Origin of the sequence: Paraburkholderia fungorum, assembly GCF_046026025.1 — a bacterium.
Taxonomy (GTDB): domain Bacteria; phylum Pseudomonadota; class Gammaproteobacteria; order Burkholderiales; family Burkholderiaceae; genus Paraburkholderia; species Paraburkholderia fungorum_E.
Genome location: NZ_JAQQFL010000045.1, coordinates 20,648 through 47,647 on the forward strand (window position 1 = coordinate 20,648; position 27,000 = coordinate 47,647).

17 protein-coding genes and 1 pseudogene are annotated in these 27,000 nt (G+C 60.9%); 11 read left to right on the forward strand and 7 right to left on the reverse strand.

The annotated features are described in order from the left end of the window. Nucleotides 1-252: 252 nt before the first annotated feature. The 5 genes from PQR67_RS34170 (at nt 253) to PQR67_RS34190 (ending at nt 8,826) form a co-directional block, all read left to right on the forward strand. A complete protein-coding gene (locus PQR67_RS34170) occupies nt 253-2,196 on the forward strand; it encodes a TnsB C-terminal domain-containing protein (RefSeq protein ID WP_408467213.1) in 1,944 nt (647 codons plus the stop codon). A gap of 642 nt (nt 2,197-2,838) precedes the next feature. After that, a complete protein-coding gene (locus PQR67_RS34175; RefSeq protein WP_408467214.1) occupies nt 2,839-5,529 on the forward strand; it encodes a type VI secretion system Vgr family protein in 2,691 nt (896 codons plus the stop codon). 10 nt (nt 5,530-5,539) lie between these two features. Then, complete coding sequence (locus PQR67_RS34180; RefSeq protein WP_408467215.1) at nt 5,540-7,477, forward strand: lipase family protein; 1,938 nt, start codon at nt 5,540-5,542, stop codon at nt 7,475-7,477. Nucleotides 7,478-7,572: 95 nt separating this feature from the next. Continuing rightward, nucleotides 7,573-8,529: a T6SS immunity protein Tli4 family protein gene (locus PQR67_RS34185; RefSeq protein WP_408467216.1), complete on the forward strand. Its 957-nt coding sequence runs from the start codon at nt 7,573-7,575 to the stop codon at nt 8,527-8,529. Between the two features lie 9 nt (nt 8,530-8,538). Next, nucleotides 8,539-8,826 carry a PAAR domain-containing protein gene (locus PQR67_RS34190; protein ID WP_408467217.1) on the forward strand — a complete coding sequence of 96 codons (288 nt, stop codon included), beginning with the start codon at nt 8,539-8,541 and terminating at the stop codon, nt 8,824-8,826. Nucleotides 8,827-9,454: 628 nt separating this feature from the next. Here PQR67_RS34190 and PQR67_RS34195 read toward each other — a convergent pair. The 7 genes and pseudogenes from PQR67_RS34195 to PQR67_RS34225 all read right to left on the reverse strand — a co-directional run bounded on the left by PQR67_RS34195 (nt 9,455) and on the right by PQR67_RS34225 (nt 18,743). Next, nucleotides 9,455-9,910 carry a DUF6685 family protein gene (locus PQR67_RS34195; protein ID WP_408467244.1) on the reverse strand — a complete coding sequence of 152 codons (456 nt, stop codon included), beginning with the start codon at nt 9,908-9,910 and terminating at the stop codon, nt 9,455-9,457. Further along, entirely contained in the window at nt 9,793-10,500 is a 708-nt protein-coding gene (locus PQR67_RS34200) for a hypothetical protein (RefSeq protein ID WP_408467218.1), read from the reverse strand. Before PQR67_RS34200 ends, PQR67_RS34195 begins: the two co-directional genes overlap by 118 nt. 349 nt (nt 10,501-10,849) lie before the next feature. Next, a pseudogene (locus PQR67_RS34205) lies at nt 10,850-11,161 on the reverse strand (hypothetical protein); the annotation flags it as partial. Next, on the reverse strand, nt 11,142-13,355 hold the full coding sequence (locus PQR67_RS34210; protein WP_408467219.1) for a TonB-dependent siderophore receptor: 2,214 nt from the start codon (nt 13,353-13,355) through the stop codon (nt 11,142-11,144). The pseudogene PQR67_RS34205 and the gene PQR67_RS34210, both read right to left, overlap by 20 nt. A gap of 318 nt (nt 13,356-13,673) precedes the next feature. Beyond that, entirely contained in the window at nt 13,674-15,422 is a 1,749-nt protein-coding gene (locus PQR67_RS34215; RefSeq protein ID WP_408467220.1) for a thiamine pyrophosphate-binding protein, read from the reverse strand. 368 nt (nt 15,423-15,790) lie between these two features. Next, on the reverse strand, nt 15,791-17,536 hold the full coding sequence (locus tag PQR67_RS34220) for a methyl-accepting chemotaxis protein (RefSeq protein WP_408467221.1): 1,746 nt from the start codon (nt 17,534-17,536) through the stop codon (nt 15,791-15,793). Nucleotides 17,537-17,756: 220 nt separating this feature from the next. After that, nucleotides 17,757-18,743, reverse strand: a complete 987-nt coding sequence (locus tag PQR67_RS34225) for a LysR substrate-binding domain-containing protein (RefSeq protein ID WP_408467222.1) — start codon at nt 18,741-18,743, stop codon at nt 17,757-17,759. A gap of 117 nt (nt 18,744-18,860) precedes the next feature. Between PQR67_RS34225 and PQR67_RS34230 the strand changes: the two genes are divergently transcribed. From PQR67_RS34230 to araG, 6 genes are all read left to right on the forward strand, one after another. After that, nucleotides 18,861-20,612 carry an IlvD/Edd family dehydratase gene (locus PQR67_RS34230; RefSeq protein WP_408467223.1) on the forward strand — a complete coding sequence of 584 codons (1,752 nt, stop codon included), beginning with the start codon at nt 18,861-18,863 and terminating at the stop codon, nt 20,610-20,612. Between the two features lie 21 nt (nt 20,613-20,633). Next, complete coding sequence (locus PQR67_RS34235) at nt 20,634-22,217, forward strand: aldehyde dehydrogenase (NADP(+)) (RefSeq protein ID WP_408467245.1); 1,584 nt, start codon at nt 20,634-20,636, stop codon at nt 22,215-22,217. Between the two features lie 99 nt (nt 22,218-22,316). Beyond that, nucleotides 22,317-23,246: a dihydrodipicolinate synthase family protein gene (locus tag PQR67_RS34240; protein ID WP_408467224.1), complete on the forward strand. Its 930-nt coding sequence runs from the start codon at nt 22,317-22,319 to the stop codon at nt 23,244-23,246. A gap of 58 nt (nt 23,247-23,304) precedes the next feature. Then, nucleotides 23,305-24,234, forward strand: a complete 930-nt coding sequence (locus PQR67_RS34245) for a Gfo/Idh/MocA family protein (protein WP_408467225.1) — start codon at nt 23,305-23,307, stop codon at nt 24,232-24,234. Between the two features lie 83 nt (nt 24,235-24,317). After that, entirely contained in the window at nt 24,318-25,322 is a 1,005-nt protein-coding gene (locus tag PQR67_RS34250) for an arabinose ABC transporter substrate-binding protein (RefSeq protein ID WP_408467226.1), read from the forward strand. A gap of 119 nt (nt 25,323-25,441) precedes the next feature. Beyond that, complete coding sequence (gene araG, locus PQR67_RS34255) at nt 25,442-26,983, forward strand: L-arabinose ABC transporter ATP-binding protein AraG (RefSeq protein ID WP_408467227.1); 1,542 nt, start codon at nt 25,442-25,444, stop codon at nt 26,981-26,983. The last annotated feature ends 17 nt before the right edge of the window (nt 26,984-27,000 follow it).

Genomic DNA, 27,000 nt, shown 5'->3' on the forward strand with positions numbered 1-27,000 from the left:
CGACCCGGTGCACTCATTCGTGAACACAAAGCGAAGAATGGAGAACTCCTGCGGTATCTCGGATGGGACCCTGAGAGCGACCTGATTGCGTTTCTACTGGTCAGCACAAACGAAAAGGTCCCCTCGTCGCGATTGCCAGAAACTAGGGGCCGTAAGAGCCTTTTCGAAAACCGGCGTAATTGGTCCGTTGTCGATGAATGCGTGTGCCCCAAGTGGATGCGCGAATGGAACGAAGACGCTACGACAAGGCAGATGCAACGGCAGATGTCAGAGCGCGATGACAGGATGGCGAAAATCGGGGTGATGCTTGCCATTGGTGCAAAGCGTATGTTGTTCGACGCGAAATTCCGAACCAGCCTAATCCAACAGGCTGCGAAGGAAAGCGAGCTGAGCGAGCAGCGAATCCGCCGTCTTCTCACCACCTTTTACTGGTATGGAGCGGTGCCAAACGCGTTGCTCACCCTGCGACCTAACCAGGGCGTCACTCGGGAGAGGCGTCTTTACCTAAACACGCGGAAGCCTGGTCCAAAGCTGTCTACTTGGAAAGAGGACCCGAGCACTCATCTTCGTGGTTCCAGAATGACACCGAAGCTGTATGAGCTCTGGCGAGACTTCCTCGTCAACCGAGCGAAGGAAATCCACGAACAGAAGGGCAAGGTTGGGCTCGCTGGCCAGTATCGGTTGTCGACTCTGTGGGTTGAATTTCGGGACGAAATCCTTGTAAAGACAAAAAAAATTGACGGCGTTCAGACGGCGGTACCGATTCCTCTGGAAAGGCTCCCACGCAAACGCCGGTTTCTGGAGACTGGACGAGAAATCTTCCGAGAACATGTACTCAAGCGATATTTTGACAGCGAATACGATTGGGATGCGGCAAAGGCGAGAGTTGGGCACAGTTCCGACCACACGCGCGGTCGAATTGATATCTATGAGTTCGACGGGCTGCTATTCAACGCGCAATTGCTCTGGGGCACCCACGTATTGAATCAGATGGGCAAGGCGTGCGTAATCATCGGGGTGTGCGTAGAGTCATCCGCAATAGTCGGCGTCCACATCACAACCAAAAATGAGTCGGCCAATGGATATCGCAACTGTCTCTTCAACGCCTTCGTACCGAAGGACGAGCTGCTTCACACGTTCGGACTGGAGGCCCTCGCCGAAGGGTTTGTTAGCGGTTGCTGCGATGAAGCAAGGTTTGACCGCGGGCCAGGCATCGCCCAAGCTCTCCGCGGTCCGCTGGCGGATGAGATGAAGATTGGTATCAGAATCGCGCGCTCTCGGAAGGGAAGGGACAAAGGTCTCGTCGAGTCGTTCAATCGTGCGATACAAGATGCACTTGCCGAACTACCCGGCTTTTACAAGCGGACAGCTTCCTCGCATGACAAAGACGCCAAGTCACACTCCGAAAGGTGGGCGAAGGTGCAGTTCAAGCAATTCGTGGAGCTGGTCCTGACTTATATCCACGACTGGAACACCCAACGAAACATATTCGACCGGCTGCCGGAGAAGTTAGCGCAGAAGATGACTACCTACAGCCCCAAGGCGTACTTCGACGAACTCCGGCAGCAGCGCTTGGCCGACGCAGCCATCGAATGGTCCCCTCGCGAGACATACTCGAAGCTTCTTCCATCGAAGCCAATCAAGGTCGCCGCCGGCGGGGCTGTTAAGTGGGAAGGTGCGAAGTACACAAATGCGGTGCTTCAACGGATGTGGGAGATGAATGTATCGACTCCATCAGGCAAAGCCAAGAGAATGCAAATCGTGGTGAAGCCGCATCCGGATACCAACCGGTTTCTCATATGGGTGGAGGAGGATGGACAGCAGCGAGTGTTGAACATGATGCCCAAATACCGGCGCCACTATGGAACGAACATCTGGCTGGTGCATCAGCGGAATCGTCTGCGCGGGCGAGCCGCCGCTTATGAGACAGAAGTAAAGGCTCGAGAACAAAAGTTGCCGGGCCGGATGAAGGCAGTCATGGCCGATGCCCACGGACTGAAGCCGAGACGAACGGCTAAAGGAGCCAAAGTAGCCAATCGCAAAGCCAAGGTTGATGCCGAGAAGCGAGATGCTGAAATTGCCGCGCATGTGATGTTTGGCGCCAAGCCTGACTGGAATGTCGAGGCGTCCGTCAACGAGCAACGGCTCGGCGTCTACAACCCTGATGACGACGCACGCTTCGCCGGAGATATCTGAACTGGCAGAGCGGGCGGCCATTAATGGATATTAATAGTGCTCCTGCGTCGCCCGACATTTTGCTCTCCTCGGTCGCGGAGGCGGTGCGGCCAAGGTAACGTGTGTCGGGGCCGGTGCAGGACGTAACGCTATGAATTCGCTGGGAGTTTTTCGAGGCGCCCACTGATTAACGGAAACTGATAGGCACGATTAACCGAAACTAATAGTGTCCCTCATTTGTGAGGTTAGAACATAACCGCATATCGTCGCGTCAACAGAAGTGCATATCTCTTCAGGAAACAGGTGAGACCCGTTGTTCCCTGAGCGATAACCGCCCGAAGAAATGCAAACCGCGGTCGCGGGCAGGCCATCGGTGCCCGTCCCGGCTCGCCATCCAGCGTCACTGCCTCGGGCAGCACGGGCCGCGGCATCGCCCTTACGGTCGCTGCATTGACGACGCCGGGCGCGAGCGCGTCGCCGCCATAATTTACATCCAATGCACGCTAGTCCGAGTGAATGTCTTTGCAGTCCGGCATTCACCTTTATATTCAATTCGCATTAAATCAATTTCCGATTTTTCAATTCCTCATAATTATCTGATTGCTGTGGCAGTATCGTCATACGTAAAATCGCGCGGGAAAACAGAAATAATCGAGAGGCGGTATGAGCACGCAGGACATAATCGGGGCAATAACGGGCGGACTGTCGCAGCAGGGCCGTCTTCTAAAACTGGATACTCCGGCTGGCAACAACGTATTGTTGCCCCACCGTGTCACCGGGCGCTCACTGATCGGCCGCGATTATTTCTTCCTGCTCGACTGCGTATCTACCTCGGGCGACGTTCAGCTCAAAACGCTGATCTCCCAAGCCGTTACCCTCTGGATCCAACAGACTGATGGGTCTTATCTGCCCCATCACGGCTATGTGCACACGGCCCGTCGGCTGGGAGCAGACGGAAATCTTGCAAGCTACCAGTTGGGCTTTTCCTCGTGGATGCACTTCCTGAAGTTCCGCCGAGACCAACGACACTGGCAGGGCAAGGCAGCGGACGAAATCATCTCGGATGTGTTCAACCAGCATCCGCAGGCAAAAGGGATGTTCCGTTTCGCGCTGTCGGCACCGTTGCCTGCGCGCTCATACTGCAGACAGGACGAGACCGACTGGAACTTCGTGCACCGCCTCCTGGAGTCCGAAGGCCTGTATGGAATCTGGCAACAGGCTGCCGACGGCAAATCACACACACTGGTTATTACCGACCGCCTCGAAACGCTCGAGCCGCTCACGCCTGCGACGATCAACTTTTATCGTGCGGGCGTGAGCAGTGAGGCCGATGCACTCACCCAATGGTCGGGCACACGGACGCTGCAATCCGTGATGCTGTCGACGCGTACTTTCGACTATAAGAGTCCTTCGGCGCCCTCCAATCCGAAAGGGACGTCCGTTCCGACGATGGCGAATCAGGGAGCGTTGCCTGCGCAAACCGAAGTCTATGAATACACCGGCGGCTATACGTACCCGGAACAGGACCGCGGCGATCACCTGTCGAAGATTCGCATGGAGGAATGGGAGGCGCAGGCCAAGCGCTTTCACGGCGTGGGTAGCCTGCGCGCGATGGACGCGGGCAGGCGCTTCACACTGACCGGTCATCCCGAGCATGACCACGACGCCGCGGACCAGAACGAATTCGCGAGCATCGAGGTCGAGTGGGTCATCGAGAACAATCTTCCGCTCGCCGGGCACGAAGCGAACTACCCACACAGCCTGAGTCATCAGCTCACACAGGCCCGCGCCGATGACCCGGGTCAGATTTTCAACGCGAGCCACGCGGACGGCTCCACGGGGTTCTACCGGGTCGCCGTCGAAGCGCAGCGTACGAAGGTGCCGTACCGGAGCCCGTTCGAACATCGCAAGCCCGAAGCAAAACTGGAATCTGCGATTGTCACCGGGCCGAAGGGACAGGAGTGCTACACCGATGAACTGAACCGGGTGAAGGTGCTCTTCATCTGGGACCGGCTCAATGAAGGCGATGAGCGTGCATCGTGCTGGGTACGGGTCGCGCAGTCCGATACCGGCGATGGTTACGGTGGCGTCCACATGCCGCGTGCGGGTGAAGAACTGCTGATCGGCCACATAGGGAATGACATCGACCGCCCGATCGCGCTGCATCGCGTATACAACGGCGCGGCGAAGCCGCAGTGGCATTCGAACGGCCTGCTTTCCGGCTATCAGTCCCGGGAGTATGGCGGTGGTGGCGGCTATAACCAGCACGTCATGGATGATTCCACGGGGCAGCCTCGCATGCGGATGATGAGCAGCCACGGCATGAGCGGTCTCCATCTCGGCTACCAGATCGTCCAGGACGGTAATTCACGCGGCGCGTACACCGGCAGCGGGTTCACCCTGCGTACCGACAATGCGGGTGCCGTCCATGCGGGCGAGGGACTGTATTTCAGCACACACCAAATCAGCGCCGACGGTCAGCCGCTTGATACCACCGCGCCACGCGAGATCCTGGCGCGTGCGGATCTGCTGGTCGAGTCATTGTCCTCCGCAAGTTCGACCGCTAAGGCCGAGGATATGAAGCCTGGCCGCGAAGCGCTTTCACAGTTCGCGAAGGCGACCCAGCACAGCAAGGAGGGCGTGGCCAAAGGCGGCAATACCGCAGGCGGTGGGACAGGAAACGCCAATGCCTTTGCCAAACCTGTCATGCTCGGATCAAGTCCAGAGAGCATGGGCTTTACCACGCACGCGTCGTCGCAGATGGTCGCGGACGAACATCTGAACTTCGTCAGCGGTAAGGACACGTACTGGGCCGTCGGCAAATCGCTGGTTGCGAGCGTCGCAGAAAAAATCAGCGTGTTCGTTCAACGTGCCGGCATGAAACTGATTGCCGGGAAAGGTGCGATCGACATCCAGGCGCTCACCGATCAGCTGCGATTACTCTCCGAACTCGGCCTGACGCTCAAGAGCAATAACGGCAACATCGAGATCGACGCGAAGACCGAGTTGATGCTCAAGTGCGGGGGCTCATACATCCGTATTACCCCGCAAGGAATTGAGGACGGCACGCGCGGTGCACGCACGATCAAGTCGGCGTCGTTCAGCCGGCAGGGTCCGAGTTCGGTGGCCGAGCATATGAATAGCCTCGAGAAGCCGGCGTTCAACGATAAGTATCTCTTGCGGGACCGGATCACCGGCGACCCGCTCAAAAACCACCCTTACGAGATCGTGCGTGGGGATGGCACACGCCTGAGCGGAGTCACGGACGACCTGGGCCACACGGTCGAGCAGAAAAGCAACGATATCGAAACCGTGGTGATCCGGGCGCTGCGGCCTGACACGAGCAAAGCATAAGCGAGAATCCATGAGCGAAAATCAGCCCGACAATTCGGGTACGCAGGGCCAGACGTCCGGCGACGACGATGCCGAACAGGAAGTCGTCCGCCTCGCGTCGCAGACCGACGAGGACGGCCACTCTTCCGCCCAGGCGCCCTTGACGCCGGCCGACGACACTCGCGCCAAGGAGACCTTGCACGATCTGCGCCCCATCATTCCCGTGATTTTCGTACCGGGAGTGATGGGCTCGCCACTGGCCGCCAAGGACAGCGGCGACGCGGCATGGTCCGCACCAAATACAGACACGATAGGTGCATCACTCGGCGCGTTGTGTTCGCTCATTGCAGGATGGTTTCGTAGCGCGTCGTCGCGCGAAACACTTTTCGATCCCGAGAGTGTCATGGTGACGCCGCTGGGTCCGATCGTTGACCTTGGGGAGAAAGACCCGATTACCGAGAAGGAGGCGCGACGCCGCGGCTGGGGTTCGGTCTATAGGACTGGATATCAACCTGTCCTGCTTTGGCTCGAGCAACAGTTGAACAACCCGATGCTGCTCGGCAAGCCAGAAGGCGTGTGGATCAACCCCGATCCCGAGGGCGAGAAATGGGCGCTCCATCCCGTGCTGGGCACCGATCCGAAGACCTACGGCGCAATTGCTGCAGCAGGAAAAGGCCAGGTGATCGCACCCGACTCCGCGGAATTCAAGAAATTCGCCAAGTATCGCTATCGCGTCTACGCGATTGGATACAACTGGCTGCAATCGAACGACCTTTCGGGGCGTGATGTGGTGAATGGTCTGGACGTTCCCGATCCGCAAACAAAGAAGACGACACGGCTGATGGGCGTCACCGAGATCTGCAAGGAAAATGATACGGGCAAGGCCATTGTTCTGACGCACTCGATGGGTGGACTGGTTGCCCGCTTCGCGGTGTTAAATCATGGGCTCGAAGGTCTTGCGCACGGCGTATTTCATGGATGTCAACCGGCCACCGGTGCTCCTCTTGCGGCCAAGCGGTTCAAGACAGGCGGCAGTCCCGAAGGCGGTATGAATGGTTTCATCAATGGCAGTCTGCTGGGGCGCGATGCGGACGAGTTCATGGCGGTGATGGCGAACGCGCCGGGACCGATGGAGCTGACACCGATGCCTGATTATCACAATGGCGCGCCGTGGTGGATTTTTGCGCGGCCGGACGGACAGGTGGTGATGCAGTTCCCGGAGCACGGCGATCCGTATAACGACTTGTATGTGAATCCCAAGTGGTACGGTTTGCAACCACCCGACAAACAGCTCGATCCCGCTGGGATCGTCAAGACGCGGCTCAAGGCAGGCGGCCTTCAGACAAGCCTGTCGGATTATTATCGATCGACTATGGAGACCGTTGTAAAAAACCAGAGCCATTTGAAGAATCATTACCATGGCAAAACATATGTAGCCTACGGCGAGGGTGGGCTCGATTTCAGGTCACCACAGTCGAGCACGACGACAGAGGGCAGCGACAAGAGCAAGCCTAGCATCGAAAAAGGTGATCCGACGAAGAATCTGTTGACGTGGGGTAACGCAATCTGGACCGGAGATGTGCCATCGGACGTGCAGGCGCCTGAACTTCAGGCCGCAAAGTTGCTGCACGACTCGGGCAAGGGCGAGATCCGCGTGCTTCTGGAGCAACGCAATCTGAGCGTCACGTTCACCGTGCAGAAGACAAACACGTTGCCGGACGTGAATGCCAAGACAGACTGGTCGCAGGTAGCAACCAGGACAGGGATCATCCGCGGCGACGGTACGGTGCCAGTGTGGTCGGCCGACGCGCAGGCGCGCGGGTTGAAACCTGATGTGCCTGGCGACCCGGCCAAAGGAGTTCAGATGGCGTTCCTGCAGGGCGGATACCAGCACATGACCAGCTACGCGCACCCATGGACTCACTGGGCGATACTTTACAGTGTGGTCCAGATCGTCAACGACATCTAGGTGCCGGGAACATGTTAATGGTTCGCTTCTTTCGCCCCCTCATTCTGCTGGCAGGTCTTTGCACCTGCTCTCTTGCGCTTTCCGTGGAACCAACGATGAACAATCCGCTGCTGTCCAAAGTGCGCCCGTGGTGCATCGGCCGCCTCGTATTCGACCGGCCCGCGTCGAGCGAGATTTCGAATCAACATTATGCGTACAGAGGAGACAAACTCGAAACAACGCACAATGTCTCACTTGATGTCTATCGCAACAAAGTCGAGGCCCGAGAGAACGAGCTGCGTACGAAGCAGCGCTATAACCCCGTCAACCTGGATGAGAAAACCGGGAAGGCCTGGCTGGAGAAGGCATTTTCGCCGGTCAATGATTCGCGGTTTTTTATCTACCAGGAAGGCGTGGCGAAAGTCGAGATGCCTTTTAAAACGGATGGCTACCTCTTCGCGGATCACACACTCTTTCATACGGCCGGCCTCATGGGAGCGTCTGCTCTTGGTAACTCAGAGAATATCTACGACGACACCTACAGGCGCATCAAGGCGCGAGACAACTGGACAGTGCCGACGGAGTCGGGGTTTTGCTTCGACGGCGGGATCGTCACCGGATCGTCGACCTACACGGAAGAAGTCAGCCAGTCGTTTGCGCTGATGCCGGGCCGACCTGCACTGCTCCTGATCAAGATGCGAGATGCAGTCGAGCAGGATCAAGGTCAACCGCTCACCAGGAATCTGTCTGAGCTTCGCGCCCAACTCGATCGAATGCCTGGCAGCTATCGCATCGTGCGCAAGGGCAAGCGCGTGGTGGCCGGCATGGACGCCGAAGAGGTACTGTTTGCGCTTCAGGACGGGCCGATTACGGTCTACCGTTTCTATCTGCTGGCACCGGGCAATCCTGCCACGCTTGCGCAACCGCATACCTCGATTGAACTGCTGCTGGGCACCTCTTCACGGAGCGACCTGCCGCCTGATCAGGCAACGTCGCCGGTCGATGAGGCGGGAGCGCTGCAGGTATGGGACACCCTGCTGAATAGCCTCCGGCAGCGACCGGGTGCGGTGTAGGAGCGTACGATGCGGCGTTACGACATTGTGAAAGGCGACAAAACGACGGTGGGTGGCATCGTGCAGGGTGGTGACGGTAACGACCTGATCGGCGGGCGCGAGCAGGCCTACGAAACCGATCAGGTCCTGTGCCCGGTCTGCAAGACCGTTGGGTTGATCAAGTGCGAGGGCGCGCGCATTTCCACGACAGGACCAGACGGCCGGCAGGCGGCACTGAGCGATGATCTGTGTGTCTGTCAGTGCACACCGCATCCGCGTCTTGTGCCGTCGCAAACGACGTCTTACGTTGACGTGTAGGCGCGGCTGCACGATGACGCAGTGAACCGATAACGAATACCTAGGAGGATGAAGTGATGATGAAGCGAATATTCAGTGTGATGCTGCTGTTGGCGATCGTGGCAACCATGGCGGGTTGCGCGTCGCTAAAATGCATTCCGACCTGCTGACTGATTGCCGGGAAAGTGATTCGGGTTACGGAGCTGCAGGTCCCATCGAGGCATACGCGCGAGGTCATCTGCGTATCGCGCCCATTACCGGCACGTCGATTCGACTATCGTTACACGAGGCACGCACAACGGCCGCTTCGCCGACCTCGTTGCGGTCATTGATTGACGGCGCGACCGTGAGGCTCGATGAATTGCGCGGCCTCCTGCCTTCCCTGTAGTCCGTGACGTGGTCATTCGGAGCGAGCGACGATTCCGCGGCTCACGAGCTGACAACGGTTTCTGACGCGATTTGCGTCGCGCTGACCGTCGACGGTCCATCGGATGCGTCAAGCCGACTTGCTCTGGAGGGCACGCTACGCGGAATTGCTGCTCGCCTGGTCGTCGCGCTTGAGTACGGTATGTGGCAGGTCTCTGGCAAGGCCGCTCGTGAGTTGAAACGCCAGACACTGCGCGAAACCCGCAGGTGATCGCGACGTCGATCAACGAACGGGGCAGGCTTCTGCAAATGCAACAAGAAACCGTTGCCGCAGCAACGCAAGGTTGCTCCGCTGTTCGGCGAGCAGCGATTCAAACCACGTTCGAACGTCGGCGATCCAGGCAACCCTAAACAGCTCGCAGACCGCTCCGGTAGCATTGTTTGACGCAGGAAGCAGCAGAATCGCGGTGTCGGACGCCAGCACGCCGTGGATCGGCAGGCTATATGCGCTACCAAGAACTGCCGCGCATTGTCGACGAAGCTTTATTACAAGTCCTTCTGGAACCGCGAGTGGAACGAACAAGGCAAGCAACCAGTCGATAACGTCTTCATTGAGTTCGATCACCTCCAGCCTTGCTCGCAAGGGGACCGGTCGCCGCAGCTGTCCCGCAATATATGCAGCGCCCGCGAAATGGTGCGAGCCACCGGCGTTGTAGAGGAAAAGCCTGCCGTCCCACAACCGCATCCCGAGTCTGTCCGTCGTCCGCGAACCGTGGTCTTCTTACTTTCGCCAGACTCGAGTTCGACCAAATCGAGATGCTGAATGAACCCTTTTGACCTCGCTTCCGGCGCGACAACAAGCTTTCGACCGCTGGGTCCGCTGATTGTCTTTTTAAGGAGGATGCCTGCGTGATTGTCGTCACCGGACAAATCCACGTTTACCGTCAACAGGTGCTTCTCTGCCTGATACCTCATCCCATAGGGGACGGGCACAACAAAAGTCAGGTCGCGATCGGGATGGACTACCGTCAAGTCGGTATAGTGGCGCTGTCTACCGGTGGGAATGCGGATCAGGCTCAGGACACGATCGCCCAAAGAAGGCGAGCCTGCACTCAAGTGCTGATTCACTATCCTGTCCCGAATGGCAACCGGGTCATCGCCTACGAAAGGGTGCCCCGACGAAGAATTTTCCAGGCCGGAGGTTTCAATGTCCGTCGCACGCGTCACTGCGGCCGCATTTGCCTGTGTTCCGACTTCGGCCAGCATCAACACACATGCGAGGGTGCGCGCGGCGTTGGATAAGACTCGCTTAGATTTCAGATGAAACATGATAGTACCCCTCGTATCCTGCCGGTTTCGAAATGAGTCCACCTGCGCTCCCTCCACACAGTCGAAGGGTGGGTAGCGGCACCATATCGCTCGCAAGTCATCGTAGGTTCAACGCCCGCATACCGGTAGATAGCTAGAGGAACTCGCAGCGTTGCCTTTGCGGCAACAATTCTCACTGCCGCGACACTTCACATTGCGTGTGGATCTCAGCTGAGTGGCGCGCTTTGAATTGCCGGTCTTGAGAGGGTTGCCCCACAAAGTGAGCCCATCCAGTCTGCGATACAGGAGATACCCGCTACCCTAAGCGCCGTTTCGGCTCGTCTGAGTCGTACTTCGTGTCAAGGCGAGAATCGTTGACTCCTCGCCACAGCAGGTACGGCTCGCCGCGAAGCGTCACGAACATTTCGTCCAGATGCCATGTGCTGCCTGGCTTGCGCCGCGCCGCTTTGGCGCTCTGCGCGAATCGAGAGCCTGGCTTGTCGCACCAGAAACGGATCGTTTCGGACGTGACCAAAACACCACGCTCAAGCAACAACTCCTCGATGTCGCGCAGGCCGAACTGGAAATGCCAGCGAACCGTGCAGCTGATAACCACGGAGGTCGGCGCCTGTGCGCCGATTCTGGAAATCCCGGATGCTTTGTCACCATGTGTATTTCGCATTGGCCAGCACGGTTCGCTCGTTGCCGAATGCGCAGATCAAGTACGATTGGCAACCGCTGATGTAGTGGCGGTCGAACAGGTTTGTCGCGTTCAGGGCGAAACGCCAGTTGCGGATCTGATAGTGGAGTGCGGCGTCGTACAGCGTATAGCTCGCGACCGTCAGCGAGTTGTCCGGCGCACCCGCGGACGCGCTCTGGTAGCGGATCCCACCACCGATCCCGAAGCCCGCGAGCGCTCCTGTATGCCACGTCCAGTCGGTCCACATCGACGCCATCTGGCGCGGGCGGGGAATGTCGACCGGCCAGTTGTTCAGTGACGCGTCGTTTGCCTTTACGTTCTTCACGTCCTGATAGATGTACGACGCGATAATGGACAGTTCGCGCGTTACGTTTCCGACCGCGCTCAGTTCGATACCGCGCGAACGCACCTCTCCGGTCTGCACGGAAGACGTTCCTGTCGGATCGAGGTTTGTCGGTGCCGGTGTCATGACGTTCGTCTGGTTGATCTGATAGACGGCTGCGCTCAACATCAGATTCTTGCGGGCCGGCTGCCAGCGCAGGCCCGCCTCGATCTGCCTGCCGCGCGTCGGCGCGGGCAATCCGCCGCCGAACATGTCCACGCCGATGACCGGATTGAACGATGTCGAATAGCCAATGTACGGCGACAGCCCATAGTCACCCTGGTACGTGAGGCCGACGCGGCCCGAGAACGCGCTGACATCCTGGTTCGTCTGCGTACGGGCCACGTAGTCGTGGAGGCGCGTGTTGACCCAATCCTCGCGGCCGCCGAGCGTCAAGGTCCAGCGATTCCATTTGACCTGGTCCTGCGCGTACACGCCGAACGTGTTCATCGTCGTGTACTGGTCCTGGCGGCCGAGCGACGTCGGGCCCGAGAAGATCGCGGTCGTGACCGGCGTGTAGACCGGGTTGTAAAGGTTGAGCTCCGGCGCCAGCGCGAGCCACACGCTGTCGGTCGTCGTCTGCCGGTTGTACTGAAAGCCGAGCAGTACAGTATGCTCGAGCGGGCCAGTACCAAAACGTGCCTGCGCGTTGTTGTCGATGTCGAAGCGGCTGTAGTTGGGCTGGAACAGCCCTGCGTAACGCGTGATATCGGTCGTGCTGCCCGGGGCGAGGCCACCGCCAAAGACCGACGCGTCGCTGAGCGACAGGTGCATCCAGCGCAGGTTCTGGCTTAACGTCCAGATGGAATCGAGGTCGTGCGAGAACTGGTAGCCGAGCGACCACTGTTTCTTGCGGTAGTCATTGAATGTCGGGTCTCCCGTGTAAACGTCGTGCGACAACTGCCCATTCGGGTTCGGCACGACGGTGCCCTGCGCGGGCAGGAAGTTGTGCGAAATATCATTCCAGTCTTGCAGGTAGGTCGCCGTGAGCGTCAGCGAAGTGCCAGCATTCGGTCGCCAGCGAAACGACGGCGCAAGCGCGACGCGCTGGTCCGCATGCGGTCCGGTCAACGCGTTGCCGTCGCGCGCGTCGCCAACGAAGCGATACGCGTATTTACCGTCGTCGAGCGTGTCGCCGATGTCGAACATTATCTGCTTGCGCGCGTAGTTGCCGACCTGCACGTCCACCTCGCGCACGCGCTCGCCGTCGGCCCGCCTGGTTTGCACGTCGACGATCGCACCCGGATCTCCTGCTCCATACAGAACCGACGTCGGCCCGCGTAGCACAGTGATGCTGTCGATCATGTACGGGTCGACGCGCCAACTCGCGATGGGCGTTGTATTCGGCGCTTGCAACCCGTCGATAAACAAGGTGGGAGTAAAGCCGCGCAGCACCGCATACAGATCTGTGCGGCTGTCGGATCCAAAGGATGCGAAGCCTGGCAGATAGCGCAGCGCCTGGTTGAGGTCGGTCGCGCCGGTCATTTCGATCTGCTGCGCAGTGACGACGTTGATCGTTTGAGGGACTTCGGCGATTGGTGTGTCGGTCTTCGTGCCGGTCGCGGTGCGTTTGCCGACGAGCCCGACTGACGCCGCGTTTGCCACGTCTTTCACGTTGATCTCCGACAGCGTGACGCCGGGTTTCACATCGGCCTGTCCCGCGACGCTTGTCGCTTGCGTGTCGTTCACTGGTTGTGTTGCCTGCGCGTACGCATGGCCCACAGTCGCTGCGCAAAATATCCCCTTCACTGTCACTGTGATCGCACGCTGCCTCGTGCCCGTCGTCCACACCATCTTCTGCTGCTCCGTTTTGCTGGCAACCTGCTCGGCAGGCCGTTTGTCAAGGAGCGACAGCCGTCCGGCCGCCGCCTTATTTGTCCCCGATGAGCGTCGCACGCTTCAGTGGCGTGTGTCTCTTCGTTGCGTTGCGCACGATTGTTTCGAGGATATCGGCCGAAAGTTGCAGTAGCTTGAAAACAGCCAGGCTACGTTACGCGCTTCGCGCGCAGGGTGACGAACATCTCGTCGTTTTCGTCATCGCATCATGTGAAGCGAACACCCCGCCCAACGTGACAGCGCTCGTTTGAAGGGGGGGCCTCTACATCCTCGCTTTCAAGGACAAGCCGCGCATTCCGCGTAGTACCGATTCGGCGCTGGAAAGACCCCGGTCGACACTTCGATCAGGAACGGCCCATTCGATCGGGATGCCTCGCTCACTGCATCCGCGAGGTCGTCGAGGCGTTCGACCCTACGCGCAGCGACGCCGAGCGACGCGGCAAAAGCCGACCAGTCGTGACGCGGGAGCGCGCTGAATTGTGCCGGAATGGCGCCGTTGCTGATCGCATCGATATGGACCGCGCCGTGCGCGGAATTGTTCAGAACGACGTAAAGTACTTTCACTCCGTATCGCGCTGCGGTCTGAATCTCCGTCCCATGCATCAGCATGCACCCGTCGCCGGTCACTACGACACACGGGCGCTCCGGCGCAGCAAGCTTGACACCGATCCCGGCGGCGATTGCCCATCCCATCGGCGCGAGAGCGCTGGACGAAAAATAGTTGCCGATGCCCGACGAAAGCCAGTAGTGGGCCATGAATATCCGGTGAGCGCCGGAATCCACAACGACGTTGCTGTCTTTCGGCAGGAGCTGGCATAAGCGTTTGACAACATCGCCTGGATAAAGCCAGAGACCATCGACCGAACGGTGTATGCCGCCTCGTTCGAATTGCGGGTCGTACAGCGGCGTTTGATTGATCTGCGCGACCCATGCTTTTCTTTTCTCCAGTGCGGTGCCAAAGTCTGCACTCCGGTTCGTGTCCATTTGCGACAGGAAACGGAATGCGGCGCCGACTCCGGAAAAAATGCTGCCGCGTGCGACATGCCCCATCGCGGGAGCGTCGAAGCTGTCGTCAAAGATGATCAATTCCTTGTAGGCAGCCAGCTTCTCCGTCCAGTTCATACTATCGCGCTGATTCAGGTCGCTGCCAAACACGACGAGGACATCTAGTTCATCCGAGTTGATCGCGCGAACGGCTCGCGAATGTCCCGAGAATCCGTAAACGCCGAGCGAAAGCACATGCTCTTCAGGAAACGCACCCTTGCCCGATAGCGTAGTCGCAACGGGAATGCAGAATCGTTCGGCCACGTCGAGCAACACCTTTGCCGTTTCGGCGTCGTTGCCCCGACTACCGATCAGAAAAGCGACTCTCTTCGATTCGAACAAATACTGTTTGCACAATGCTTCCAACGCCGCGTGGTTCGCCGGAACCCCGGATGCGTTCAACTCATGCTGATCGTAAGGTTGCCGCGAGGCGTGCTGACCGGGCAGAACTTCCTGATCCTGGATGTCGACCGGAATGCTGACGAAAGACTGCGCGCGGCGCATCCAGTTCAAACCGTCAGTAGCGCGGCGCATTTCGGCCTGAAGATTGTTCTTGTTCTTCAATTCGACGACGCTGCTCATCAAACTTCTCACGACGCCGCTTTCGAAAATACCGCTCAGCGTCGCGTCCTGAAATGCGCCTTTGCCTTCCGCGCGAGACGACACACCGCCGGCAATATAGAGGACGGGAATCCGGTCTGCGTTGGCGGCCGCCATACCGGGCACGAAATTCATCGTGCCGGGTCCGGAGATGCCCAGGCACACGCCAAACTTCCGGCTGGCTCGCGCGTAGCCGTCAGCCATGAAAGTACTACCGGTCTCATGAGCACAAACAATTCCGCGAATCGACGGCGACTTGTCGATGGCATCAAGAAGCGGGTAGATCATCTTCCCCGGCACGAGGAAGACGTGGTCGATTTTCGCGTCTTCTAACGACTTCACGACCGTTTTCGATACATTCAATGGAGCGTGTGATTCCATGGTTTTCGAGTACGATCCGGGCAGAGAACTTTAATCGGATCTCGCTATCCCTCATCCGGTCGTCGCGCGCCGCCGCGAAAGGGCGACGCGACCAGGCCGGCGAACGGCATGTGGAGACAGCAAGACGGCCTCGAACGCGCTGCATAACGGCTGCAGTTGCGTTGCGTGCTGCTTCGCCGAGCCAGCCAGAAGCGGGCTCGTGTCTCCATCCATGAGTACTCTTTCCTTGACTGTGACGTCGCTCGTCCGCACCGCCTCATTGACCGGGGCAAGCGCTGCGAGGTGTTATCGACCGTACGGTGCGCGTGATCGCGAACCTCGGTCCGTTCGACTGCAGTTTGCTGTGCTGCCTGAACGCCTTGACCGGTTCAGAATGTCTGCCAATCGGCAGTCTCATCGGCATTGATTGCGACGGCAGTGCCTGCAGCAGGGGTAACGCGCGTCGTCGTCGAGATCTTTGACGACCTGGCAGCGGAGGCGCCGGTAGTGCGCGGTTGCGGCCGCCGTGTTGCCTTCCGCGGCGCATTCGCTGATGACGCGGCTACCTGCCTGTTGTCGACCTTGAAGAAAGCCACCGCTGCGCGCAGGCCCTGGGCCTGTTGCGCCATTGACTGAGCTGCAGCCGAAGCTTCTTCCACCAGCGCGGCATTCTGCTGGGTGACCTGATCCATCTGGTTGATCGCCAGGTTGACCTGCTCGATACCGGTACTCTGTTCTTGCGACGCCGACGAGATTTCACCCACGATATCGGTGACGCGTTTCACCGAGCCGACGATTTCGTTGATCGTGCTGCCCGCCTGCTCGACCAGATTCGACCCTGCCTCCACCCGGTCGACCGAGTCGGCGATCAGGTCCTTGATTTCCTTCGCGGCGCTAGCGCTGCGTTGCGCGAGTGCGCGAACTTCACCAGCCACCACGGCGAACCCACGGCCTTCTTCGCCGGCACGCGCCGCCTCGACTGCCGCGTTGAGCGCGAGGATATTGGTCTGGAAAGCGATGCCTTCGATCACACTGATGATCTCGGACATTTTTGTCGAACTGGTGGCGATGTCGCGCATCGTCTGGACGACCCGGCCCACGACTTCGCCGCCTTTCTGCGCGACGCCGGACGCCGCGCCGGCAAGCGTTGCTGCCTGCCGCGCGTTGTCCGTGTTGTGGCGGACAGCCGCGGTAAGCTGTTCGATGCTCGACGCGGTTTCTTCGAGCGATGCGGCCTGTTCCTCCGTGCGGCTCGACAGATCCAGATTCCCTTGGGCGATCTGCGCACTCGCGGTCGCCACGCCTTCGGCGTTCTCGCGGACCTCCGCGACGACCCGTGACAGCGCATCGCGCATTGCCTTCAGCGACGCCATGAGGCTGTTCGTATCGCCGGGCCGGAGATCGATGTTGACGCTGAGATCGCCGGCCGCCACGCTTCTGGCAAGGTCAACGGCTGTCGCGGGTTCAGTGCCCAACTGCCGTGTCAGAGTGCGCGCCATCCACACGCCGATGCCCAAACCGATCAACACGGACAGGACCACTAAAACGAGCATCAGATTGCGGCCGTCGTCGTAGACCTTGTCGTTGACTACGGCAGTCGTTTGCGCGTCATGCTGTTTCACATCGACGAGCGTACCCATCAGAACCAGGGTCTTGAAACCCTTCTCGTGGTATTCGCCTAACAGATAGTTAGTCAGACCAGCCTGATCCTGCAGCCCGGCGGCGTTGATCCGGCCTTTCATTTCGTCGAAGGCCTGAGTGAAGTCGTGCCAGCCCTGATCGAGATCGGCGAAGGTCGCCTTGCCTTTGTCGGAGTAGACGAGCGGCTCCGCCTGATTGAGGTGCTCGCGCGCCGAGGCCATCGCTTTATCGGCCTGAGCCACCGAGGCATTTCGCTTCTCGACAGTGGAAGCCAGGATCGCATTGCGCAGATACGTGCCGGCTCGCAGCACATCCGCGTTCGCCTGCTGGATCAGGTTTAGCCCGATGAGATCCTGCCGGTAGGTCGTGTCAGCGTTCGCGCTGATCTGCCCCATGCTGCGGACACCGATCACGCTGACGACCGCACTGATGACCGATACGAGGATAAAAGCGCCGATCAGTTTGGCGCCGAGTTTCATGTTGCCAATATTCATAGCTCGCTTCGTCGACTTGAAAAACTTTGCACGTCTGACTACATGTCCGGATCCAGACCACGCGCGGACCCCCAAGTGCTTCATTTCTTCAGTTAACGGCAGCACAAATCTATTCTTCATATAAATTCACGTTTACCCGCGAATTTCTTTGCCTCCATTCTTTCAATTTGCTTAATGCTGCGCTGATTAAGTCCACACGTGCTCAAACCGGGCTAGAGAATCAATGTGTAAGCGTATCGACGGCGCCTGCGTGAACGCGATAGGGCAAGTCGTAGGTCTCGTGGCTCGCTGCGCGCAGTGCGTCGATCATCAGCGCCGCGGCGGGGGAGAGAAGTTTCTCCGCCAGGGTAATGATCCCAAAGTCGTCCATTTTGCAGTCCATCGGCAGAGGCAGGATTTCCACCATGCCATGTGCCGCGTAATAACGCGCAACATCTTCGGCGAGCACGGCGATCATGTCGCTCTTCTCGAGCGCCCGCGTAATGAAGAGCAGCGCTGCCGTCTCCACAACGTTCGAGGGCGGAGCGAGGCTTGCACGCTGGAACATGAGCTCGAAACGATGCCGCAGCACGCTGCCCGCCGGCGGCACGACCCACGCGCCGCGCTGGACATCGGACAGCGCAACTGGCTTCCCGGTCAGCAGCGGATGACCTTGCCGAACCACTGCGCTGACGGGCTCGCCGGACAACGGTTCGTAGCACAACTGACGCTTGTCGTGCTCCGCTGACAGACGTCCGATCACCACGTCGAGCTTGTCTTGCGCCAGCCGCTCCAGCAGCACGTTACTGGTGTCGATTTCGACCGAGACACGCATGTTCGCATGGATGCGCTTGACTGCCGCGACAGCCGCCGGCAGCACTCGCACGCCCGGCGAGGTGATAGCACCCACCGCAACGTGCCCCAGCCGCCCGGCCTTCAACGCGGCCAGTTCCTCCTGTGCCTGCTCGAGGCTGCCGAGCACGACGCGTGCATGGCGGATCAGCGCATCGCCATAGAGAGTTGGCCGTACGCCGCGCGGCATGCGCTCAAACAGAACCGCCCCGAGCATCTCCTCCAACTCGCGCAAGAGTTTCGAGGCGGCAGGCTGGGTCATGTTCAAGGCCGCCGCCGCCCGGTGGATGTTGCCTTCTTCGACCAGCGCAACCACAAGCAGTAACTGGCGGGTTTTCAGACGAGTACGGACGTACCACGGGTTCGTATCCAGCATGATCTAGGTGTTTACATTGATATCTAAATGGATATGGGAGGCAGCCCAATTTTCATTGGTAGGTTATCAGTTTGATCCTTAAACTGCACGCAAATCTAGCCCACCCAAAGACGGACAATGTCGGCAACCAAACCCAAACTGCGCTCCCAACAATGGTTCGGCACCATGGACAAGAACGGCTTCATGTATCGGAGCTGGATGAAGAACCAGGGCATTCCCGATCATGAATTCGACGGCCGGCCGATCGTCGGTATCTGCAACACGTGGTCGGAACTCACGCCCTGCAATGCGCATTTCCGCAAGCTCGCGGAGCACGTCAAGCGCGGCATTTACGAGGCGGGCGGCTTCCCGGTCGAGTTTCCGGTGTTCTCGAGCGGCGAGTCCAACCTGCGTCCTTCGGCGATGCTCACGCGCAATCTCGCCTCGATGGACGTGGAAGAAGCGATTCGCGGCAATCCCATTGATGCCGTCGTGCTGCTGTGCGGCTGCGACAAGACCACGCCCGCGCTGCTGATGGGCGCGGCGAGCTGCGACGTGCCGGCCATCGTGGTGAGCGGCGGCCCAATGCTCAACGGCAAGCTCGAAGGGAAGGACATCGGCTCGGGCACGGCCGTGTGGAAGCTGCACGAGTCGCTCAAGGCGGGTGAGATCGACCTGCATCATTTCCTCTCAGCCGAAGCGGGCATGTCGCGCTCGGCGGGCACCTGCAACACCATGGGCACGGCCTCGACGATGGCGTGCATGGCCGAGGCGCTCGGTGTCTCACTGCCGCACAACGCAGCGATTCCCGCCGTCGATGCGCGCCGCTACGTGCTCGCGCATTTGTCAGGCATTCGCATCGTGCAGATGGCGCTTGAGGACCTCACGCTCTCCAAGGTGCTGACGCGCGAAGCGTTCGAGAACGCGATCCGCACCAATGCCGCGATCGGCGGCTCGACCAATGCCGTGATCCACCTGAAGGCGATTGCGGGGCGCATCGGCGTGCCGCTCGAGCTCGAGGACTGGATGCGTATCGGCCGCAATACGCCGACCATCGTCGATCTGCAGCCCTCCGGCCGCTTCCTGATGGAAGAGTTCTATTACGCAGGCGGTCTGCCGGCGGTGCTGCGGCGTCTGGGCGAAGCGAACCTGCTGCCGCATCCCGATGCGCTCACGGTCAACGGCAAGTCGATCTGGGACAACGTGCGCGAAGCGCCGAACTACAACGACGAAGTGATCCGGCCACTGGGCGAGCCGCTGATCGAAGACGGCGGCATCTGCATCCTGCGCGGCAATCTCGCGCCGCGCGGCGCGGTGCTGAAACCGTCGGCGGCGACACCCGAACTGCTCAAGCATCGCGGCCGCGCCGTGGTGTTCGAGAACTTCGATCACTACAAGGCGACCATCGGCGACGAATCGCTCGATGTCGACAAGGACTCGATCCTCGTGATGAAGAACTGCGGTCCGCGCGGCTATCCTGGCATGGCCGAAGTCGGCAACATGGGCCTGCCGCCCAAGCTGCTGCGTCAGGGCGTGAAGGACATGGTGCGCATCTCGGACGCGCGCATGAGCGGCACGGCCTACGGCACGGTGGTGCTGCACGTCGCGCCGGAAGCGGCGGCGGGCGGCCCACTTGCGGCCGTGCGCAGCGGCGACTGGATCGAACTCGATTGCGAGGCGGGCCGGTTGCATCTGGACATCAGCGACGAGGAACTGACGCGGCGTCTCTCCGACGTCGATCCGGTGGCCGCGCCGGGCGTGGCGGAGCAGCAGGGCAAGGGCGGCTACGCACGTCTCTATGTCGATCACGTGCTGCAGGCCGACGAAGGTTGCGACCTCGATTTCCTCGTGGGCAAGCGCGGCGCGGCCGTGCCGCGCCACTCGCACTGATTGGGAGCACGAAGCATGACCATGCAGCTGACGGGCGAACTGCTGATCGCGGGCACGGCGAGGCGCGGCGCGGGCGCGCCATTCCAGGCGCTTGACGCCGCGACGAACGAGCCCATCGCACAGCCGGTTTTCCATAGCGCCTTGAGCGCCGATGTCGATACGGCGTGCGAACTCGCGGACGAAGCGTTCGACCTCTATCGCGCGCTGTCCGCCGAAAAGCGCGCGCAATTCCTCGACGATTGCGCGGCGCGCATCGACGCATTGGGCGATCCATTGATCGAGCGCGCGATGGCCGAAAGCGGCCTGCCGCGTGCGCGCCTCGAAGGCGAGCGCGCACGCACCGCGAATCAGCTGCGCATGTTTGCGGCGCTCGTGCGCAGCGGCGACGCACTCGACGCGCGCATTGAGCCCGCATTGCCCGAACGCCAGCCGCCGCGCACCGATCTGCGCTTCTGGCGCATCGGTGTCGGCCCCGTCGCGGTGTTTGGCGCGAGCAATTTCCCGCTGGCGTTTTCGGTGGCGGGCGGCGATACGGCCTCGGCGCTGGCGGCGGGCTGTCCCGTCGTCGTGAAGGCGCATCCGGCGCATCCGGGCACATCCGAACTCGTTGGGCGCGCAATCCAGCAGGCCGTTGCGGCGGCCGGCTTGCCCGCAGGCGTGTTTGCACTTCTGTTCGACGCGGGCCACGAAGTCGGCGGCGCGCTGGTGCAGCATCCGGCGATCCGCGCGGTGGGCTTTACCGGCTCGCGCGCGGGCGGCCTCGCGCTTGTGACGCTCGCGGCGGCGCGTGCCGAACCGATTCCGGTCTACGCCGAAATGAGCAGCGTGAATCCGAACCTGCTGCTGCCGGGCGCGCTCGCCGCGCGCGGCGAAACGTTGGCGCGCGAGTTCGTCGCGTCCGCGACGCTCGGCTGCGGGCAGTTCTGCACGAATCCGGGCTTGATGCTTGGCCTCGCGGGTGCGGAGTTCGACGCCTTCGCCGCCAATGCCGCGCGCGAATTCAGCGCCGCGCCTGCTGGCGTAATGCTCGCGGCAGGCATCCTGCGCGCGTATGAGCACGGCATCGAGCGTCTCATGCAGCATCCGAAAGTGATGACGCTCGCGCGCGGCGCGGCGGCGCCGGGACGTGCCCAGGCGGCGCTCCTGCGCGTAAGCGCGAGCGATCTGCTCGCCGATCTCACACTCGGTGAAGAAGTGTTCGGCCCGAGCAGCGTGCTCGTGGCATGCGCGAACCTGGCCGAGTTGCGCGCGGTACTGCGCAAAATCGAAGGCCAACTGACGATCACGTTGCACATGGAAGCCGCCGACGCCGAACTCGCGCACACGCTCTTGCCGCTCATCGAACGCAAGGCGGGCCGCGTGCTCGCGAACGGCTTTCCGACCGGTGTGGAAGTGTGCGATGCGATGGTCCACGGCGGCCCATTTCCGGCGACCTCGGATGGCCGCAGCACATCGGTGGGCACCGCCGCCATCGAGCGCTTCCTGCGCCACGTGTGCTACCAGAATCTCGCCGACGGCCTGTTGCCCGACGCGCTGCGCGACGCCAATCCACTGAACGTGCGGCGCCGCTTTGCAGGTAAACCGGAAACGCCGCGCGCGTCGTAACGCGGCGCTCCGTCCGGCGCCGCGCGCCGAAGGCGGATTCACACGCGAGTCGTGAAGGCGCGGTCTTCGACGAACGCCATTTTTTGCGGGATTGGAGTGATGACAACGAACCGTACGCCCCGTTATCAGGGCATTTTCCCAGTAGTGCCGACCACCTTCACCGAGACTGGCGAACTGGACCTGGAAAGCCAGAAGCGCGCCGTCGATTTCATGATCGACGCGGGCTCGGACGGCCTGTGCATTCTCGCTAACTTCTCCGAGCAGTTTTCGCTCTCCGACGAAGAACGCGAAATCATCACGCGCACGGTGCTCGAACACGTGGCGGGCCGCGTGCCGGTGATCGTCACGACCACGCATTACGGCACCAACGTGTGCGCGGCGCGCAGCAAACGCGCGCAGGAACAAGGCGCCGCGATGGTCATGATCATGCCGCCGTATCACGGCGCGACCTTCCGGGTGCCCGAGCCGCAGATCTACGCGTTCTACGCGCGTGTGTCCGACGCACTCGACATTCCGATCATGATTCAGGACGCACCCGCGAGCGGCACAGTGTTGTCGGCGGCGTTCCTCGCGCGCATGGCCTCTGAAATAGAGCAGGTCTCGTACTTCAAGATCGAAACACCGGGCGCGGCGAACAAGCTGCGCGAGCTGATCCGCCAGGGCGGCGACGCCGTGGAGGGGCCGTGGGACGGTGAAGAAGGCATCACGCTATTGGCCGATCTGAATGCTGGCGCCACCGGCTCCATGACGGGCGGTGGCTTCCCGGATGGCATTCGCCCGATCATCGAAGCGCATCGCGAAGGCCGTATCGACGACGCGTTCGCGCTCTATCAGAAGTGGCTGCCGCTCATCAATCACGAAAACCGCCAGGCGGGCCTGCTCGCCTGCAAGTCGTTGATGAAGGAAGGCGGCGTGATCGCCTGCGAGCTACCGCGTCACCCGCTGCCGGCAATGCATCCAGAGACGCGCGCCGAGTTGATCGCGATCGCGAGGCGTCTCGATGCGCTGGTGCTGAGATGGACGCAATGAGCCGCGGCTGCCTTTGGCGAGTCGCTCTGGCTAGGCAAACATTGGGCGGAGAAACATCATGAAGTCGACTTTTACGCTGGCCGTGGCCGGCATCGGCAAGATCGCCCGCGACCAGCATCTGCCTGCTATCGCGGCGAACGCGGGCTTCGCGCTGGTCGCGTGCGCGAGCCGCAGCACGCAGGTCGAGCAGGTGCGCAACTATGCTGACATCGATGCGCTGCTCGCCGCCGAGCCTGACCTCGACGCCGTCTCGCTGTGCGCCCCGCCGCAGGTGCGCTACGCGCAGGCCCGCGCGGCGCTCGAGGCGGGCAAGCATGTAATGCTCGAAAAACCCCCCGGGGCGAGCGTGAGCGAGGTCGAGGCCCTGCGCGCATTGGCGCGTGCTCAAGGACGCACGCTCTTTGCCACCTGGCACTCGCGCTATGCAAGCGCCGTGGAGCCGGCGCGCGCCTGGCTTCAGGGACGCACGATCCACTCCGTGCACGTGCGCTGGAAAGAGGACGTGCGCCGCTGGCATCCGGGCCAGCAATGGATCTGGGAGCCAGGCGGCCTTGGCGTGTTCGATCCGGGCATCAACGCGCTGTCCATCGTCACGCACATCCTGCCGCGTGAAATCGTGTTGCGCGGCGCGCAACTGCTCGTGCCGCGCGATGCGTCGACGCCGATCGCGGCCGAACTCGACTGCATCGACACAGACGGCGTACCGGTGCGCGCCGAGTTCGACTGGCGCCACGGTCCCGTCGAACAATGGGAGATCGATGTCGAAACCGCCAACGGGTTGCTCTCGATCACGGAAGGCGGGAAGCGTCTTTCGATCGCGGGCGAACCGGTCGCGCTCGAAGGCGAGCGCGAATATGGAGCGCTCTACGAACGCTTTCACGGACTGATTGCGCACGGCGCTCACGATGTGGACGTGCGCCCGCTGCGCCTCGTTGCCGATGCGTTCCTGCTCGGACGGCATGTCGAAGTCGAGGCGTTCGGTCGCTAAACCTTGGTCTGCAAAACAATCGCCAGAAATCGCCGCAATACCTACGAACGGTTGACCACAACCACACATCTCGGAGACAGAGTATGACCAGCAAGATCCGCCGGCTGACCCTTCGCGCCACCCTCGCAGCGATGTGCATCGCACCGCTCGGCATGAACCTCGCGGCGCGCGCCGATGCGCCGCTCAAGATCGGATTTCTCGTAAAGATGCCGGAACAGGCATGGTTCATCAACGAACAGAAAGCAGCGACCGCACTGGGCCAGAAGGACGGCTTTTCGGTGGTCAATATCGGCACGCCCGACGGCGAAAAAGTGCTGGCCGCGATCGACAACCTCGGCGCGCAAGGCGCCCAGGGCTTCGTGATCTGCGCACCCGACGTGCGGCTCGGACCGGCGATTCAGGCGCGCGCGAAGCGCTACAACATGAAGTTCGTCACCGTCGACGACCAACTGGTCGACTCTACCGGCAAGCCTCTGCCGAACGTACCGCATCTGGGCATGTCCGCGGTCAAGATCGGCAATCAGGTCGGCACCGCGATCTCCGAAGAGATGAAGCGTCGCGGCTGGAAGCCTGAGGAAGTCGGCGCGCTGCGCATCACGAACTACGAACTGCCGACCGCGAAACTGCGCACCGACGGCGCGACGCAATCGCTGCTGGCCGGCGGCTTCAAGAAGGAAAACATCTTCGACGCCCCGCAAAAGACCACGGATGACGAAGGCGGCTTCAACGCGTCATCGCCGGTGCTTGCTCAGCACCCGAACATCAAGAAGTGGGTGATCTTCGCGCTCAACGAGGAAAGCGTGCTGGGCGGCGTTCGCGCGACCGAACAACTGCACATCCCGGCAGCGGACGTGATCGGCGTCGGCATCAACGGTGCGGGCGAAGCGTTTGCCGAGTTCCAGAAGAAGGAACCGACGGGCTTCTACGGCACGATCGCCGTGAGCTCGACGATGCACGGCAAGGAGAGCACGGAGAACCTCGTCGAGTGGATCAAGGACGGCAAGCAGCCGGCCGCCGACACGCAAACCACTGGCAAGCTGATGGTGCGCAGCAACTGGCAGGACGTGCGCAAGGAACTGGGTATCTAAGCACGTCCGTGTGAGCCGACAACGTTCGGCGCGGGCCATGACCGTTACCCGATACCGGTTTCTCAGGCGAGGTATTCGCGGTATGGCCCGCACGCGTGTCCATCTGCAAAAGGCATTCGATGACGGTTTCAGAATACAACCAGGCGCATACGCCCGTTGCGCCGGCGTCCGCCGATACTCGGGCGTATCTGCAGCTCGACGGCATCACGGTACGTTTTCCGGGCGTGTTGGCGCTCGATCAGGTGTCACTCGACGTGCGGCGCGGCGAAGTACACGGGTTGATGGGCGAGAACGGCGCCGGCAAATCGACGCTGCTCAAAGTGTTGTCCGGCGTGAATCAACCGGTGGCGGGCACCTTGTCGCTAGATGGCGTCGAGCAGCAGTTCATCACCACCAAGGCGGCCATCGCGGCTGGCGTCGCGATCATCTATCAGGAACTGCATCTGGTGCCTGAGCTGACGGTCGCGGAAAACCTGATGCTTGGTGCACTGCCCAATCGCTTCGGCGTGGTGGACGAAAAAACGCTGGTTGCACGCGCCATTCGCGAACTCGAACGGCTCGGCGAGAAGATCGATCCCTCGCAACAGGTCAAGCATCTGTCGATCGGGCAGCGGCAGATGATCGAAATCGGCAAGGCCCTGATGCGCGATGCGCGCGTGATTGCGTTCGACGAGCCGACCAGTTCGCTGTCGGCGCGCGAGACCACGCAACTGTTTCGCATCATTCGCGCATTGAAGGCCGAGGGCCGCGCGATCATCTACGTCACGCACCGCATGGATGAAGTCTACGAACTGTGCGACCGCGTGACGGTGTTTCGCGACGGCCGCCACATCGATACGTTCGAAGCGGGTGAAGGACTCGATCGTGACCGTCTGATCAGTAGCATGGTGGGCCGTTCGATTGCGGACGTGTACGGCTATCGCCCGCGTGCAACGGGCGACTTGCAGCTCGAGGTAAAGGAATTGATGGGACCGGGCCTGAGAGAACCCGCGTCATTCGCCGCGCACACCGGCGAGATTGTCGGCTTCTTCGGACTCGTGGGCGCGGGCCGCTCCGAGTTGATGAAGCTGATCTACGGCGCGGTCAAACCGGCGGGCGGCGAGATCATGCTCAAGGGCAAGCGCGTGCGCTTTGCCACGCCGCGCGATGCCGTGCGCGCGGGTGTCGCCTTATGTCCTGAGGACCGCAAGCAGGAAGGTATCGTGTCGATCGCCTCCGTGTCCGACAACCTGAATATCAGTTGCCGTCGTCACTTTAGCCGCTTCAGCGTGCTCAACGGCCGCAAGGAAGCGCAGATCGCCAAAGAGTTCATCGGCAAGCTCGCGATCAAGACGCGCAACGGCGAAACGCCGATCGGCACGCTCTCCGGCGGTAATCAGCAGAAGGTGATCCTGTCGCGCTGGCTTGCTGAAGAGATCGACGTGTTCCTGATGGACGAGCCCACGCGCGGCATCGACGTCGGCGCGCGCAGCGAGATTTACGGTTTGCTGTATGGACTTGCCGAAGCGGGCCGCACGGTGATCGTCGTGTCGAGCGATCTGGCTGAAGTGATCGGCGTAGCGGATCGCGTGATCGTGATGAAGGAAGGCCGCATTGTCGGCGATCTGCCGAAGGCGCAGGCCACGCCCGACGCATTGATCAAGCTCGCTCTGCCGCGCTAACCCGCTACGGTATTTCG